The organism is Roseibium sp., assembly GCF_965229775.1.
GTDB lineage: Bacteria > Pseudomonadota > Alphaproteobacteria > Rhizobiales > Stappiaceae > Roseibium.
Map to the genome: position 1 here is coordinate 5,924,175 of NZ_OZ245929.1, position 16,080 is coordinate 5,940,254.

12 protein-coding genes are annotated in these 16,080 nt (G+C 59.4%); 6 read left to right on the top strand and 6 right to left on the bottom strand.

What is annotated here, in order from left to right:
* Positions 1–824: 824 nt before the first annotated feature.
* The 5 genes from ACO07N_RS26990 to ACO07N_RS27010 all read right to left on the bottom strand — a co-directional run bounded on the left by ACO07N_RS26990 (position 825) and on the right by ACO07N_RS27010 (position 7,566).
* Entirely contained in the window at positions 825–1,928 is a 1,104-nt protein-coding gene (locus tag ACO07N_RS26990; protein ID WP_421983960.1) for an HD-GYP domain-containing protein, read from the bottom strand.
* A 506-nt stretch (positions 1,929–2,434) separates the two neighbouring features.
* Positions 2,435–3,457, bottom strand: a complete 1,023-nt coding sequence (locus ACO07N_RS26995; RefSeq protein WP_421983961.1) for a helix-turn-helix domain-containing protein — start codon at positions 3,455–3,457, stop codon at positions 2,435–2,437.
* Positions 3,458–4,658: 1,201 nt separating this feature from the next.
* Positions 4,659–5,747, bottom strand: coding sequence for an amino acid ABC transporter permease (locus tag ACO07N_RS27000; RefSeq protein WP_421983962.1), 1,089 nt, complete (start codon positions 5,745–5,747; stop codon positions 4,659–4,661).
* Position 5,748: 1 nt separating this feature from the next.
* On the bottom strand, positions 5,749–6,885 hold the full coding sequence (locus ACO07N_RS27005) for an ABC transporter permease subunit (RefSeq protein ID WP_421983963.1): 1,137 nt from the start codon (positions 6,883–6,885) through the stop codon (positions 5,749–5,751).
* 75 nt (positions 6,886–6,960) lie between these two features.
* On the bottom strand, positions 6,961–7,566 hold the full coding sequence (locus ACO07N_RS27010) for a hypothetical protein (RefSeq protein ID WP_421983964.1): 606 nt from the start codon (positions 7,564–7,566) through the stop codon (positions 6,961–6,963).
* 9 nt (positions 7,567–7,575) lie between these two features.
* Between ACO07N_RS27010 and ACO07N_RS27015 the strand changes: the two genes are divergently transcribed.
* Positions 7,576–8,916: a molybdopterin dinucleotide binding domain-containing protein gene (locus tag ACO07N_RS27015; RefSeq protein ID WP_421983965.1), complete on the top strand. Its 1,341-nt coding sequence runs from the start codon at positions 7,576–7,578 to the stop codon at positions 8,914–8,916.
* A 2-nt stretch (positions 8,917–8,918) separates the two neighbouring features.
* On the top strand, positions 8,919–9,689 hold the full coding sequence (locus ACO07N_RS27020; protein ID WP_421983966.1) for an IclR family transcriptional regulator: 771 nt from the start codon (positions 8,919–8,921) through the stop codon (positions 9,687–9,689).
* Between the two features lie 114 nt (positions 9,690–9,803).
* Here the strand turns inward: ACO07N_RS27020 and ACO07N_RS27025 are convergent, their stop codons facing one another.
* Positions 9,804–10,205 carry a rhodanese-like domain-containing protein gene (locus tag ACO07N_RS27025; protein ID WP_421983967.1) on the bottom strand — a complete coding sequence of 134 codons (402 nt, stop codon included), beginning with the start codon at positions 10,203–10,205 and terminating at the stop codon, positions 9,804–9,806.
* A gap of 118 nt (positions 10,206–10,323) precedes the next feature.
* Between ACO07N_RS27025 and ACO07N_RS27030 the strand changes: the two genes are divergently transcribed.
* Genes ACO07N_RS27030 through ACO07N_RS27045 form a run of 4 tightly spaced genes read left to right on the top strand, consistent with a single transcriptional unit; the run spans position 10,324 to position 16,077 of the window.
* Positions 10,324–11,598 (top strand): NAD(P)/FAD-dependent oxidoreductase, encoded by a 1,275-nt coding sequence (locus ACO07N_RS27030; protein ID WP_421983968.1) that lies wholly within the window; start codon positions 10,324–10,326, stop codon positions 11,596–11,598.
* Between the two features lie 5 nt (positions 11,599–11,603).
* Positions 11,604–13,688, top strand: a complete 2,085-nt coding sequence (locus tag ACO07N_RS27035; protein WP_421983969.1) for a hydantoinase/oxoprolinase family protein — start codon at positions 11,604–11,606, stop codon at positions 13,686–13,688.
* Positions 13,688–15,340, top strand: coding sequence for a hydantoinase B/oxoprolinase family protein (locus ACO07N_RS27040; RefSeq protein WP_421983970.1), 1,653 nt, complete (start codon positions 13,688–13,690; stop codon positions 15,338–15,340). The genes ACO07N_RS27035 and ACO07N_RS27040 overlap by 1 nt, the downstream gene beginning before the upstream one ends.
* Positions 15,337–16,077, top strand: a complete 741-nt coding sequence (locus ACO07N_RS27045; RefSeq protein ID WP_421983971.1) for an SDR family NAD(P)-dependent oxidoreductase — start codon at positions 15,337–15,339, stop codon at positions 16,075–16,077. Before ACO07N_RS27040 ends, ACO07N_RS27045 begins: the two co-directional genes overlap by 4 nt.
* The last annotated feature ends 3 nt before the right edge of the window (positions 16,078–16,080 follow it).

Genomic DNA, 16,080 nt, shown 5'->3' on the forward strand with positions numbered 1-16,080 from the left:
GGTAGGGATGAATTTGTTCGGATACGAGGCGCAAAGTTGCAGGAAACCGTCCGGTTTCCAAAGATTTGCCTCGACGTTGCCGGGCAAATTCACTCTAGGGTACGGACTCATAAATGAGACAGAAATGGCATGTGAAATGGCGAAATCCCGTCAGGAAGGGTGTGCGGAGCGGGCTTCCTGCCCGGTCAAGCACGCTGACGACACGGGGGGAAGCCATTTCCATGTCCTTCGGATTTGACCAGATTGCGCCTCCCCGGCGTCGCGGAAGGCTTGAAAATGAACCACATTTCCTGCGCTTCCGCTCCTTGAGGAGACGCAATCCACTTCAAACCATTTCGGTCTCATTTATGAGTCCGTACCCTATCCCTGCGGGACGCAAAAACGGCTTCGATCTGCTTCGTCAAACCGCTCAACCGGGCAGGAAGCCCGCTTGTCGCGCTTTTCCTTGCAGCTCATCGCCGTTTGCTGCGCCAATTCAACCGAATTAGTGAGTCCTGACCCTAGAAACAGCTCTCGGCAGCACGCCCTTAAAGGCGTCGTTAAAAATCACGAGAAATCCCCGGCAAAACAGGAAAATCCGGGCCTGCCGCAAAGGATGGCAGCAGCCCGGTCATTTGCCTCAATCAGCAGAACGGGAGCATACGGGCCGGAGCGCATTCCGGAACCCCGGACTGCTAGCGTCTGTTCAAGCGTATGGAAAAAAACAGTTTTCCCGACCGCTCGTGCGGGCAGCGGAGCAGATTGACAAGGCTCGTCCAAAAATCAGGAAACGCGCACAACCCGATGGTTGCGGCCAGAGATCAGCCGCAGTTGCTTTCCCCGGCTCAAATCGCGACCTTTTGCATCTTTTTGCGCCTGATCCGGCCGTAGCCTGTATCAAGCACCGACTTCTTGAAAACCTTGAACAGGTTGGCATCCAGTTTTTCCGGCATTTTTGCCATCTCCTGGATCGCCTGGCGCGGAGACATGCCGTCCTTGCCACCCCTGGTCTCGGTGAGACCGGCAAAGATGTCAGACAGTGTGAGCAACCGCACCAGAAACGGGATTTCGTCGCCTTTCAATCCGTCGGGATACCCCGTCCCATCCAGCATTTCATGGTGCCAGACCGCAACATCGACCACGGCTTTCGGAAGACTCTTGTTCGTTTTTAGGATCTCGCGCGTGAACTCCGGGTGCCTTTTGATCAACGCTTGCTCGCTGTTGGTTGGCCTGCCGGGTTTATCGAGGATCGACAAGGGTATTCTCACCTTCCCCAAATCGTGGACAAGCGCGCTCAAGGCAACAAGCATCTGTTGTTCCCTGGAAAGGCCCAAGTCGCTTGCGAACGAGACCGCGTGTCCCGTCACCAACAGAATGTGCCGGTAGTTGTGACTGTGATGCGTTTGCGCGGCTTCCAGCCATGCTCCGACGCCTTCTTTCGCGATCGTCTCAGTGACGCTCCTTGCCGCGTCGGTCAGTTTGGCAATTGGCAGATCCCTGCCCAGAACCGCAGAGAGGGATACCGTGGCAAGCGTCCGGCACGCCCCGTCCAAGGCTTTCCGGATGTCTTCGGGAAAATCGGCCGACAGGTTTGGCTTGTAGTAGTCGCCAACGGCTTCCCGCAAAGTTGCAAGCAGCACGGACAAACTCTCTCGCCGGTCCACCAGCTTTTGACACCCGAATTCGTGCGCCTGGAACACCTGTTTCCGGTTTCGCTGGTCCAGAACCGAGATCGACAGCTTGCCCCCCGAGGCAAGCGCTGCCTTGAGGGACTGAACATCGTCTTCGGTAAGCCCAAGAAAATCCACGATCAAGACAGTTCCGGGGTGCACAGGAGAAGAGGCAAGCCCCTTCACGTCAAGAAAATCAATCGGAAAGAGGGAGGCGATGACCCCATAGCGCCGCGCTGCCTTGACACGATCAGCCGAAACGATTGCGATCCTGCTCATCTTTGCCCCACGCCAGGTCGACACTCGCAGATTGGCAAGATCGCTCGTTCGGGGCCCTGCCCGTTGGGCCTGCCCCCCTGTGCCCGCATACCCGAGACAGGTCTCGGGTCACAACCGGAAAAGGCGTGGCGACAGCAGCTGTTTTTTGCCGCATTCAGCAATTCGCGCGGTACGCGGGCGCATAGCGCAAGCCCGGCATCGCTAACAAGCCCGCAGCGTCCGGCCAAAAGCAACCGGAACATCCAGGGATTGAAGTGACGACAAATTCGGGAGATCTCAGACATGCCCGGACGCCTCTATTTTCAGACGTCCCCCACACATCTTGAGATGTACAACGTCTATATTAATACAGGTATAATACATGGGCGCACTGCCTTGAATTTTATCTTGATTCTTTCGAATACTATGGACACTGGATTTGAGACTGCGTCTCTTGTCTTTCCGTTTCAGTCTTCGACAACGCGCTCAATCGTTCGAGCGCCGAGGTCAACATCACATCTTGACCTTCAGTTCCTGGACATGGCCTTGCGTCGCGTCGCCGAAGGCAATTCGCCGAAATGCTTGCTGTAATAGGCCGTGAATCTGCTCCAGTCCCAAAACCCCTCCTGCGCGGCGATGTTTCCGATCGATTCATCGAAGTAGCGTTCTTCCCTCAGTTTTCTCCGTGCGTTGTGCAACCGCACAATCCGGGCGTAGGATCGCGGCCCCATGTTCACGTGCTCGGAAAAAGCCTGTTCGACTGATCGTTTTGAACCGAGTTTCGACAATGCGTGATTGCCTTCGCTGCCCTGATAGAAATCACGCGCGGCGAGCAGATTCCTGGCCTTCAGAAAGCGGTCCAGGGCCGGTGTCCGATGGATGACGGCAAAGCCTCCCCGCTCCAGCCATTCCAGCGAAAATCCCGCCGTGATGCTTGATATCATCGCCTGGTGAATGATCTTGGCGGTTTTTGTTTCATTGGCAGGAGGTATGCCCTTCGCACTTTGCAGCGTCATAAGCGCGTCATCCTGGATCCGCCCCGCCAGTCTTCGAGACTTCACGAATTCACCGTCCTGCTTCAGTTTTTTGAACCAGTTGCTCACTTCTGGAACCAGATTTTCGTTTTCGAGGAGCGCTTCGCATTCCACTGTCATCAGAAGCAGCGGGCACTGTGTCGGCGTCGGCGCAATCGCCTCGCCGCCCGGCGGCAGGACATAGACCCAGGAGCCTGCCCCCTGAACGCCAAAGACCGTTTCCTCACAAGCCTCACACAGGCAAATGCAGAAAAGAAACTTGTCGGGATCGACCTTCAGGCATTGTTCGATCGCCTGCATGCTCTTCGACACGTGGATCGAGATCCGATCCACGACAGCAAAAATGACGCTGCTTTCAAAAGCTCCGGGGCTGAGCTGAATACTCTCCAGTTCGAGCCCGTTGAACAGGCTCGCATGGTGCTCGAGATCATTGCTGTCGCACCTGTAAAGAACAGAAGAATCGACATTCAGCTCTTCGAACTTTTCAAGTTTATTGAATTCAACCAGCTCATTCATCGAACCACTTTCGGAATGACGTTCTTCACCTCATCGGGTTTCCTTCGGATCTCCAGACACCGGGTCTTTCACGCGAAACCGGATCTGTTCCGGCGCAGAAAAGGGTCCGGCCCAAGGCGGACAAATGCACAGGCCGACAGGCGTGCCGGCGACATTTCAGGCTGACGGGATCGAAGGAAGCCGCTGTGCGGCGCCTTTGCCTTCACGGCAGCCGTTCTTCGCCGCAGCTGGCCGGAAGGCGGGAAGGCAAGGCAGTTGAATGGACCGCCCACCCGGGCAACACAGGACCTAGACAGGTGTGGGGGACCTTTCTCATGAGAGCCTGTGCATTGCCCGGATGGGCGGCGACATCCGACCTGACGCCCCCCGCACGCCCCCCTTACGAGAAGGTCGCAACGGTCATGCAACGCCATGTCGAACCTCGGATCGGCACTCGAACGAGTGCGCCTCGTTTCAGCACCCGCCGCCGGAACGTGAGGAGAAGAAACGGATTCGAAGCAAATTTGATTGACGTCGGGTGCGACCGCGTCCGGGCACGTGCGCCCGCGAAACGGACCGGTTTTTTCATGGTCACCAGAACAGGCACGAACACATCGGACCGTCTCTCCGATCCGCGTATTCCTGTTCGTAACAAGGCTTCGTCTTGCCGGTGCCACAATCATTCCCCGATTCGACAATCGATAACCTATCGATACGAGATGGGGGGTCCTGGCTGTTAGGCAGAAGTCGCAGGATTTTCAGATATAATTTTTTTGGATTTTGATTTAAAAATCAAAATAAAGATTAGAACAATAGGCACATAGCGCAACGCAAAATCAGATTGAGAAAAAGAAGGGTTGTTTTGTGTCGAACCGCTTCGACTTTAGCATCGAAGTAACAAAAATTTAACTGCACAACCTTGCACGAAAAACCACGTAAGTAACACTGCTTAAAATCTGCAGTTTTTACGGTCTCGATCGCATTTCATCGATTACTCTATCTGCTTGGATTGCTGAAAGGAAAAATTCAACCTAAACTTGAAAATGTGATGCGCCGCTCGGAAAAGGCAAACCCGCTTCCCGTACTGTGCCTTCACCAAAAGACCTTGTAACAACGGACCAGGTTCCGCGGGCAACTTTGCATGAAAGCGTGGGATTTTGCGATCTGGATTCAACGCAGACAGAGTTCTTTTGAGAGCCTGCCTGCACGCGGTGAACCCGGCCTATCGCTTGGCAACCGCCATGCGGCCCTTCAGATACTCGCCGTACTGGCTCAGCGAGAAGATGAAGATCCAGTAGATTGCACCGACGAAGGCATAGACCTCGATGTAGTAAGGGGCCCATTCGACCGTACCGAAGGCTGCATTTGCCGAGGCGAGCACATCGAAAAATCCGATGATGATCACAATCGCGGTCTCCTTGAACGTGACGACGACCATGTTGATGGTCGACGGCAGCGCATGTCGAAAAACCTGCGGCATCACGATCCGCGAGAGGATCTGGAACGAGGTCAGGCCCAGAGCCTTGCCCGCCTCGAACTGGCCCTTTGGAATGGCCTGGAATCCGCCCCGGAAGACTTCCGCCTGATAGCAGGCGAAAAACAGCGCGAAGCCGACGATGACACGCCAGATCTTGTCTCCGTTGAGCCAATCCGGCAGGAGCAGCGGAATGACGACCGCGGCCGCGAACAGCGTCGTCAGCAGGGGCAATGAGCGGATGAAATCGATCAGAAGCGAGGCCGCGCCCTTCACGGCCGGCAGTTTCGAGCGCCGGGCAAGCGCAAGCAGCAATCCCATGGGCATGCCGAGCAGCACGACGGCTGCAAACATGAAGAGCGTGAGAGCCAGACCGCCCCACTGATCCGTGGTGACCTGCGCCTGCCCGATGAGCGTCCCGTCCATCAGCAGCACATAGGTTCCGAAACCGGCGATCCAGAGCGTTACCAGCTTGCCCATGCTCCAGAAATACGGCAGGCAGGACAGCACCACGGTGGCGATGATCGCCACACAGGCGAGCGTGGACCGCCAGTGCTCATCGAACGGATAGAGACCGAACAGGATCAATCGGTGCCGCGCCGCGATCACTGACCAGCACGCACCGCCCGCGTCCGCGCACTGGCCGACATCTTGAGCGCGCCAGACTGCGCTGAAGAGGGCCCAGTCGAGCAGCAGCCAGGCCATGTAGAGCATCAGCCCGAAAATGAAGACGCTCGTGAACGTATCGCTCGGGCTGCGAAATGCGCGTCTCTTCAGGGTGTTGGCGAGCTGACCCCACCGCCCGGGCGATCCGGGATAGTCGATTGCCATCGCCATGTCAGTGACCTTTCAGCGCCAGGCGCGCGTTCATGAAGTTAACGATCTGCGCCAGCGAATAGTTGATCAGAAGAAACGACAGCATCAGCAGCCCCATGAGCTCCAGCGTTTGGCCGGACTGGGTGATGGATGTCGACACGATATAGAACAGATCGCTGAAGCCGATGGCGACACCAAGTGTTGTCGCCTTCATGATGAAGATCCATTGATTGCCGAGCGGCGGCATGATCGTGCGCAGCGCCATCGGCATCTTGATGTGGAACCAGATGGATCGCGCCGACAGGCCAAGGGCCTTGCCCGCCTCGGTCAGGCCGCTCGGAACCTCGTGAAGCCCGCCGCGAACGACTTCCGCGATATAGGCGGAGCCGTAGAGCGTGATCGCGACGATCATGGCGACAAGCTCGATCGAGACGGTCAGACCGCCCTGGAAGCGCAACCCCTTTTGCGCCGGGATCGAAAAGACGGACGCATCCGCGGGAGCGAACATCGTTGCAACAACCAGCGTCAAGCCGGCAGAGGCCGCGAGCCACAGTCCCAGCTTGCTGAGAAACTGCAGGCTCTTAAGCCGGAAAATGATGATGCCAAGACCCACGATGGCCGCGAAAATTCCCAGAACGACACCGGGGGCGACATTCAGCGCCGGCAGCATCAGGCCCCTGTTCGATAAGAAGACGGTGTCGCCCAGCGAAAACGCCTGACGGGGACCAGGCATATGGATGAGAACGGCATACCAGAACACCAGCTGCAAAATGAGCGGCAGGTTGCGGAAAAGCTGGATGTAAACCGTCGCCAGCGTGTTGAAACCAAGCTGGCGGGCGTCACGTGCCGTTCCGATTGCAAACCCGAGAATGGTGGAAAGCACGATGCAGATCAGCCCAAGGAACAATGTGTTCATGAACCCGATCAGAAGCGTTCTGGCGTAACCGTCGTCAATGCTCCGATCGATCAGTGAAAAGGAATAGGCCCAGCCGGTCGCCCGTTCCAGGAAACCGAAGCCGCTCGCCATGTTGAGTTCGGTGAGCTTCGTCTGCGCGGTCGTGACCGCCACCCACAAGACCAGCACCACTGATGCAATCAGCAGCAACTGCAGGGACAGATCGCGTCGCTTCCGCTTCGCCTTGAGAGCCGCAGCATCCATTTCCGAAGCCTCCTGAGCGCAACATGGGTGTGAGACGGCGAGGGTTCAGCACCCTCGCCGCACGGGGAGTGGTGATCAGTCGAGGATCGGTGCGTAAAGGACGCCGCCATGGCTCCAGAGATTGTTAAGGCCCCGCTCGAGCTTGTAGGGAGATCCCTCGCCAAGGTTCCGGTCATAGATCTCGCCGAAATTGCCGATGGCGGCGATCATCTCGCGTGCCCAGGTATCGCGGATGCCGAGACGCTCGCCCATGCCCGGATCGACGCCGAGAAGTCGCGCGATTTTCGGGTTGGGGGGATTTGCGGTCATTTCCTCGACATTTGCCGATGTCACGCCTTCCTCTTCCGCAATCAGAAGGGCAGCGATCATCCAGTTGACCATGTCGACGAATTCCTCATCGCCCTGGCGCATGGCAGCCGCGATCGGCTCGTTGGACAACTGGTCCGACAGGATGACATGCGCATCCGGCTTTTCGAGTTCGGTTGCCCGCAACACGGCAAGAAACGGTCCCCACGCCGCAAAGGCATCGCAGCGGTTCGCGAGATAGGCAGCGCGCAATTCGGACGCCTTTTCATAGGACACCATCGTGTGTTCGACACCGATGGTTTTGAGGTAGTTGCCGGCAAGCCTCTCGATTGTCGTGCCGGCCTCCACGCATATCGTGCCGACTACGGTGAGCAACCCCTCTGGATGACGGTGGCGCTTGCAGCCATGCCGGGGCAGATCGGATTGCCCGGCGGCGGGTTCACGATCGGATATGCCGTGAATGGCAACATCGGCAACATCGAGCGCCTGTTCCGGCCGGGAGCGATGCCGCAGGGCAAAAACCCGGTACCGGATTTCATACTGGTCGGCATGATTTCCGAAATGCTGTTGAGTCCGGGCAAGGGCTATACCTACCTCGGAAAGACCCGCACGCTGCCGGACACGAAGATGGTCTGGTGGGCAGGCGGCAATCCGTTTCACCACCACCAGGACCTCAACAGGCTTCGCATGACCTTCGCGCAGCCGGACACCATCGTCGTCAACGAGATCAACTGGACAGCCACCGCGCGGCACGCGGATATCGTGCTTCCCGTTGCAGCGCCGCCCGAACGAACCGATTTCGGCGCAGGCAAGTCCGACAACGCCCTCGTTCCGATGCCCGCCTGCGTCGCCCCGCCCGGCGAAGCCAAAACCGAATTCGAAATCTACCGCGCGCTTTCAAAACGCCTCAGCAGCCTGGATACCTTTTCGGACGGGCTGGACGAACGGGGCTGGCTGTTGCGGCTCTGGGACGAGACCGTTGCTGCCGCAGCCGAACATGGTATCGCGCTGCCGGACTGGGACACGTTCATTGCCGGTGACGTTGTCACCCTGCCGACCCCCTCCCCGGATCAGGTATTCCTCGCCGGGTTTCGCGAGGATCCGGACGCCGCTCCGCTACCGACGCCAAGTGGACGCATCGAACTCTTTTCAAGGACGATCGCAGAGATGGGTCTTGCCGATTGTCCCGGCAACGCAAGCTGGTTCGAACCAAGGGACTGGCAGAGGGCCGGCCTTGACGGGCATCCGCTTGCGCTGCTTTCGGGACAGCCCGGAACGCGCCTGCACAGCCAGCTCGACAACGGCGCGACAAGCCTTGCCGCCAAGGTCAGGCAGCGGGAGCCGGTCCTGATAAATCCCCTCGACGCGGCCGAACGCGGGATCTCGGACGGCAACGTGGTCGAACTCTTCAACAATCGCGGCCGGTGCCTTGCAGGCGCACGCGTCACGGACGACATCCGGCAAGGATGCGTCTTCCTGTGGACGGGTGCCTGGTACGATCCGGATTTTGCCGAGCCTGATCACCGCGACCGGCACGGCAACCCGAATGTGCTGACGCATGACCTGCGGACATCATCCCTGACCCAGAGCACCGCAGCGCATTCGACGCAGGTCGGATTGAGACGGCTGGACAGTGATCCAGGTGACGTCGAAGCGCACGAGCCGCCGAGATTTACCTTTGCCAAATCGTCCGTTACATTGCGCACAAACGCCAACGAAGACTGAATATGTCCGAAAAAAAACCGACTGAAGCAAAAGTTGATTCAACGCTTTCCAAAGGCCTGGCGATCCTCGAAAAACTCGCCGAAGCGCGCAAGTCGCTCGGTGTAACCGAGATTTCGCGGTCTCTTGATCTCACCAAGTCCAATACCTTCCGCCTTCTGCAGACACTTTCAAGGCTCGGCTACGTTTCGCAGAAGGAAGACGGCGGCTACGCGGCCACCCTCAAGATGTGGCAAGTGGGACGCAGCACCGTCGACAGTCTCAACCTCAGGGAGCTGGCCGCGCCCGAGATGGCCTACCTTGCCGACGAGACCGGCGAAACGATCTACCTCGCCGTCCCGGAACAGTTCAACGTGGTCTATATCGACAAGATCGAAAGCAGGAAACCGATCCGTTCGTGGAACCCGATCGGGGGATCGGCGCCGATCCATTGTGTCGGCACCGGAAAGGCGATCCTTGCGGCAAACTACATCAGCCTGCGCGAGAAGCTTTCCGAACCCTTCGAGGCCTTCACCAACAAGACGCTGACGACGTTGAGCCAGCTGGACGAGGACATCGAAGCCACGCGGATGAGAGGGTATGCCTATGATACCGGTGAGTTTCGCGACAGGATCCTGAGTTTCGGCGCAGCGATCAAACTCCCCGACGGCGAAGCCGTCGCCGCCATCGGCATCTCGGTTCCGAATGTCAACTTGCCCGACAACGGGGAAGAACGGTTCGGCTCGCTATCCGCACACGCAGCTGAAGCGATTTCCCGCAAACTTTCGAGGGTGTAGTCCCATCGAAAACACGGAATACCCCGCAGCCGGCCGGTGAACCCGGTCAACTGGCACCGGGTGAGAGAGACCGGGCGCCTCTGGCTAGGCCGCCCTCCTCTGCCGACGTTAGGATCAGGACTTCGGCTCAGGCATCTCGACCGGACCGCCCTGCTTGACCCACTCGGAAAATCCCTCGCGCAGATGCGCCGCGTCAAAGCCCATGTCCTGCAGCGTTGCCACCGTCAGCGCCGACCGCCAACCGGAGGCACAGTGGAAGACGAACTTCTTGTCCTCACCGAACACCTCCTTGAAGTAGGGGCTTTCCGGATCGACCCAGAACTCCACCATGCCTCTGGGTGCATGTACACTTCCGGGAATGAAGCCGGATCGTTGCCGCTCGCGCACGTCGCGGATGTCGACAATCACGACACCCGGGTCGTCCATTGCCGCAATCAGGTCCTGAACTTCGACTTCTTCAATGCGCGAGCGTGCGTCCGCAACCATGCTCGCTGCACTTCTGGCAAGTTTTTTCATACTGCTTTCTGTTCCGATATATAAAACATTTATTTCTTATATTGACACGCAGTGTGGTTGTTTGCAAGTAATCCAGAAGGCCCGAAATTTCGAAGGCTGCAAAACGGAGGCTGTCGCATTGACCCGGACATTGCCTGTTTCCCTTTGGGATGTTTCTGCCGAGGAACGCGACCTCGAAGGCCAGTTGCCGGAAGGAGAAAGGTTCGACGTCGTGATCGTCGGCGGCGGCTTTACCGGCCTGTCGACTGCCCTTCACTGCAGCGAGGCCGGACTGTCGGCCTGTGTCATCGAGGCCAATCATGTCGGCTTCGGCGGATCGGGCCGCAATGTGGGTCTTGTCAACGCCGGAATCTGGCTTCCTCCCACGCAGGTCCGTGAAAAGCTTGGCACCACCTACGGCCCGCGTTTCCTGCAGCGGTTCGGCAACGGGCCTTCGATGGTGTTCGATCTGATCGAAAAATACCAGATCCGCTGCGAAGCGACACGCAACGGAACCATTCACGCAGCCCATGCCCCCTCCGGTTTCCGGGATCTGGAAGCCAGGTGGAAGGAATGGAATTCCATGGGCGAACCGGTCGATCTGCTCGGCCGTGAGGAAATTTCGGAAAAGATCGGAACCACTGCCTTTCACGGCGGACTTGTCGACCACCGCGCCGGCACAATCAATCCGATGGGATACTGCCGCGGTCTTGCCCGGGCAGCCAAGGCCGCGGGTGCGTCCATCAGCACAGGCGTCAAGGTGACATCCTTGCAGAAAACGGCGGACGGCTGGGCCGTTCTCACCGACAAGGGACAGATCAGCGCCAAGGCCGTTGTTCTTGGTACGAATGCCTATACGGACAGTCTCTGGCCCGGGCTGAACAGAACCTACACGATGATCCATTACTTCCAGCTGGCCACCGAGCCGATGGGAGAACGGGCGGCGCACATTCTGCCCGGACTGCAGGGGCTTTGGGACACTGCGCCCATCATGTTTTCGCTGCGGCGGGACAACAAGAACCGCCTGATCATCGGATCGATGGGCAAGGTACATGGTGACAAGTCCAGGGGGCTTTCACAAAGGTGGGCCAGGAAGCAGCTTTCCCGGCTGTTTCCGGGCCTGGGCGACATTCGTTTTGAAGAAGCCTGGCACGGCCAGATCGCCATGACACCGGATCACCTGCCGCGCATTCACGTGCTTGACGAAGGCCTCTTCACGCCGATCGGTTACAACGGCCGCGGCATCACCACGGGAACCATTTTCGGACAGGGCATTGCAGGTCTCCTGACGGGCATGAAACCGGAAGACTTGCCGCTTCCGACAACCGATATGGCCGCTGTCGCCAACGCGCCGATGATGTCACGTTTCTACAATATCGGCTTCACGGCCAACCAATTCATCAAGGGATTCTGACAAGCATGACCAGGTCCGACATTCGCGTTGGCGTGGATATTGGCGGCACGTTTACCGACGTCGCGCTCGACCAACCGGGCGGCACCGAAACGTGCAAGGTCCTCACGGACTATGCCGAGCCGGAACGGGCGATCCTGAATGGCATTGAAAAGGCTGCCCGAAGCGCGCGGATCCCACTGTCCGAGATCGGTCAGGTCATTCATGGAACCACCCTGGTCACGAACGCACTGATCGAGCGCCGCGGCGCGGACATGGCCTTTATCACGACGGAGGGATTTCGCGACGTCATCGAGATGCGGTCCGAGAACCGGTTCGAGCAATATGACCTGAACCTGCAATTGCCCAGACCGCTGGTGCAAAGGAAACACCGTTTCACCCTGAACGAGCGGATCGGACCGAAGGGAGACGTGCTGCTCGCGCTTGATCCGGCCGAGGCGAGGCAGATGGCGCGCCGCATCGTGGATGGTGGTTTCGAGGCGGTGGCGATCGGCCTCATGCATTCCTACGCGAATGATACGCACGAACAGATGATGGCGGAGGCCTTGAAAGACCTGTCTCCAGACCTTTCCGTTTCGCTGTCATCCGTGATTTCCCCGCAAATGCGCGAGTTGCCGCGTTTCAACACGGTGATTGCCAATGCCTATGTGCAGCCGCAAGTCTCGGCCTATCTGAACCGGCTTGTCACCAGGCTCCGCGGCAGCGGCATTGCAGCGCCGGTCTTCATGCTGCACTCGGGCGGCGGCCTGATTTCGGTCGAGACGGCGTCCGATCAGCCGGTGCGCCTTCTGGAATCCGGGCCGGCCGGCGGTGCCATCTTCGCTGCGGAATTCGCACGTGCGCATGGGCTCGACAAGGTCATGTCATTCGACATGGGCGGAACCACCGCAAAGATCTGCCTGATCGAGAATGGTTCGCCGAAAACAGCGAGCACGTTCGAGGTCGCCCGAACCTACCGATTCAAGAAGGGCTCCGGCATGACCGTCTCCACACCTGTGGTGGAGATGGTGGAGATCGGTGCCGGCGGCGGATCAATCGCGTCGATCGACCAGATGGGCCGCATCCAGGTCGGACCGCGTTCGGCTGCGTCCGAACCCGGACCGGCCTGCTACCAGCGTGGTGGCGTCGAACCGACCGTCACGGATTCGAACCTCGTTCTCGGCAGATTGGATCCGGACAATTTCGCCGGTGGCGCAATCCCCCTTTCCGTTGAGAACGCAATATCCGCGCTTTCCGGAAGGATCGCCTCGTCGCAGGACATGGACGTCGCCGAGGCGGCCTTCGGCGTGACCGAGATGGTCGATGAAAACATGGCCAACGCTGCGCGGGTCCACACCGTCGAAAATGGCCGCGACATCGAGCATTTCACCATGATCGCATTTGGCGGCGGCGCCCCGCTGCATGCCTGTCGGCTTTGCGAGAAACTGGGGATCCACGCCTTGCTCATTCCTCCTGGGGCGGGTGTCGGCTCCGCGATCGGTTTCCTGCGCGCTCCATTCAGTTACGAGGCAACGCGGGGCCTCTTCCAGACCCTCACGGATTTCGATGCAGAGGCGGTGAATGCCGCGCTACGGGCCATGGAAGCCGAGGCAAGAGCGTTCGTGGAACAAGGCATTCGAGAAGGCCGGACAACCATCCGCCTCACCGCGTTCATGCGCTATGCCGGACAAGGCTGGGAAATACCCGTGCCGCTGCCCTACAGGGCATTTTCCGGCAGCGACACACCGGCCATCCTTGCGGCTTTCGAGGAGGCCTATCGCACGCTCTTCGGCCGCACCATTGATGGGCTTACGCCCGAAATCACCAACTGGTCGCTGATCGTCACTTCCGTGCTGCCGGAACCGGATGCGGTCCGCCGCCGGGACGGCTGCAAGGAGGCTGAAGCCGTGCGCACCAGATCCATCTTCGATGCTGCCTTGCGCCGGAATGTCGACGCACGGGAGGTCGAGCGCCAGTCCATGGAGACCGGAACGGTGGTTGACGGTCCCGCGGCAATCGTCGAGGCCGAAACCACGACGATCGTCACATCCGCCTATCGGGCAATCCGCCAACCGGACGGCTGCCTCCTCCTGATCCGAAAGGACGTTAGCTGATGCCGAGCGCAATCGACTACCAGATCATGTGGAACCGGCTGATCGCAGTCGTCGAAGAACAGGCGACAACGCTCATAAGAACTGCTTTTTCCACCTCGGTGCGCGAAGCCGGCGATCTGTCGGCCGGTCTGTTTGACCGGAAGGGCCGGATGATGGCCCAGGCGGTCACGGGCACGCCAGGACATGTCAATGCGATGGCGGAAAGCGTCACGCATTTCGTTCGCGAGATCGGAATGCAGAACATCTTCGACGGAGATGTTTTCATCACCAACGATCCCTGGCTCGGCACCGGCCACCTGCATGATATCACCGTGGTCACGCCCGTTTTTCGCAAGGGTCTGCATATCGGCTTCTTTGCCTGCACGGCGCATGTCGTCGATATCGGCGGGCGGGGGTTCGGACCAGATGCGGGCGAGGTCTACGAGGAAGGCCTGCTGATCCCGATAACCAAGTTCGCGGAACGGGGAACGGTCAACCCGCTTCTGATCTCCATCATCCGGGCCAATGTCAGGACCCCTGACCAGACGGTCGGCGACATGTACTCCCTTGCAGCCTGCAACGAGGCCGGAGACCGGCGTCTGCAGGCCATGCTTGATGAATTCGGCATTGATGACCTGGAAGGCCTGTCCGGCTTTCTCACCGACGCCAGCCGCAAGGCGACCCGGGAAGCCATTTCCAAAGTTCCCGACGGGACTTACCGGCACAGGATGACGGTTGACGGTTATGACCGGCCGGTCGAACTGGTTGTCACGCTCAAGGTGGAGGGCGACCGCGTCAGTGCGGATTTCACCGGCACGAGCGGAATGAGCGCATTCGGTGTCAACGTGCCGGAAGTCTACACCAGGGCCTATGCCTGCTACGGCTTGAAATGCGCCATTGCCCCCGGGGTTCCCAACAACACGGGGTCCCTCGAGCCTTTTGAAATATCGGCGCCGGAGGGCTGCATTCTGGCGGCGAAACGGCCGGCCCCGGTTTCCGTCAGGCATGTTCTGGGACACCTCGTGCCAGACGTTGTCCTGGGTGCTCTTCACCAGGCCATGCCCGGCACGGTTCCTGCCGAGGGCGCCTCAGCCCTTTGGAACGTTCAGATTTCGGCCCGCTCCAGCGATCCGGACAGCGGATTGAACAGCGCCGAGATATTGATGTTCAACTCCGGTGGCACCGGCGCCCGTCCTTCCGTGGACGGTCTTTCCGCCACCGCGTTCCCGTCCGGTGTGTCCACCATGAGCGTCGAGGCGACGGAGCATGTCGGACCGATCACGGTCTGGCGCAAGGATCTGCGCGAAGGCTCCGGCGGCGCGGGCGAGACCCGCGGCGGCCTTGGTCAGGTCATCGAAATCGAAGCGCGCGCGGGATACGACTTCTGGTTCAACGCCATGTTCGACAGGGTCGACAATCCTGCCCGCGGACGCGACGGAGGCGGGCCGGGTGCTCCCGGGCGCGTGGAACTGACCGACGGCACTCCCTTGAAATCCAAAGGCAGGCAATTGGTGCGCAACGGCCAGCGGTTGCGGCTCAGCCTTCCCGGAGGCGGCGGATTTGGCGACCCGGCAAGACGGGACAGGTCGCAGCTGAAGGCAGACGTCGAGGCAGGACTGGTCTCTGCCGGCCAGGCTGCCGAAGACTACGGATATTCTGGAGAAAACTCATGAGCGAGAAAATCGCCCTCATAACCGGCGCTGCCCAGGGCATCGGCCTCGCCTGCGCCCAGGCGCTCGCCGAAGACGGGTGCAGGGTCATCCTGTCCGACATTCAGGAGACCGTGCACGAGGCGGCCTCAAAACTCGACGGCCATGCATATGTCTGCGACATGGGTGACACGACCCGGATTGCAGGAATGTTCGACAGCATCGAAGCCGAGATCGGCCCCGTTTCGGTGCTTGTCAACAACGCCGGCATCGCGCAGCCCGGCGATTTCCTGACCTATGTGCTTGAGGACTTCAACAGGGTGATCAACGTGAACCTCGTCGGCGTCTTCGTCGCCACCCAGCGCGCCGCCAGGACCATGGTCGCGAACGGCATTCACGGTTCCATCGTCAACATGTCGTCGATCAATGCCCAGGTCGCCATTCCCGCCATTCCGGCCTATTGCGCTTCCAAGGGCGGCGTGAACCAGCTTACCAAGGCGGCCGCACTGTCGCTGGCGCCGCACGGTATTCGCGTGAACGCCGTCGGTCCCGGCTCGATCGACACCGACATGATGGCCGGTGTCAACGCGAACCCGGAAGCCCTTGCCAAGGTGATGTCCCGCACACCGATCGGCCGGGTCGGAACGGCCCGGGAGATCGGCGACACGGTCGCGTTCCTGGCGTCGGACAAGGCGAGCTACATCACCGGCGAGACGATCTATGTCGATGGCGGCCGCCTTGGCCTGAACTATACGGTCTGATCC

Excerpts from the sequence above, each read along its gene's own strand:
- ACO07N_RS26990 (WP_421983960.1), bottom strand. The coding sequence starts at position 1,928 with ATGAGCAGGATCGCAATCGTTTCGGCTGATCGTGTCAAGGCAGCGCGG.
- ACO07N_RS26995 (WP_421983961.1), bottom strand. The coding sequence starts at position 3,457 with ATGAATGAGCTGGTTGAATTCAATAAACTTGAAAAGTTCGAAGAGCTG.
- ACO07N_RS27000 (WP_421983962.1), bottom strand. The coding sequence starts at position 5,747 with ATGGCGATGGCAATCGACTATCCCGGATCGCCCGGGCGGTGGGGTCAG.
- ACO07N_RS27005 (WP_421983963.1), bottom strand. The coding sequence starts at position 6,885 with ATGGATGCTGCGGCTCTCAAGGCGAAGCGGAAGCGACGCGATCTGTCC.
- ACO07N_RS27015 (WP_421983965.1), top strand. The coding sequence starts at position 7,576 with ATGACGGTGGCGCTTGCAGCCATGCCGGGGCAGATCGGATTGCCCGGC.
- ACO07N_RS27020 (WP_421983966.1), top strand. The coding sequence starts at position 8,919 with ATGTCCGAAAAAAAACCGACTGAAGCAAAAGTTGATTCAACGCTTTCC.
- ACO07N_RS27025 (WP_421983967.1), bottom strand. The coding sequence starts at position 10,205 with ATGAAAAAACTTGCCAGAAGTGCAGCGAGCATGGTTGCGGACGCACGC.
- ACO07N_RS27035 (WP_421983969.1), top strand. The coding sequence starts at position 11,604 with ATGACCAGGTCCGACATTCGCGTTGGCGTGGATATTGGCGGCACGTTT.
- ACO07N_RS27040 (WP_421983970.1), top strand. The coding sequence starts at position 13,688 with ATGCCGAGCGCAATCGACTACCAGATCATGTGGAACCGGCTGATCGCA.
- ACO07N_RS27045 (WP_421983971.1), top strand. The coding sequence starts at position 15,337 with ATGAGCGAGAAAATCGCCCTCATAACCGGCGCTGCCCAGGGCATCGGC.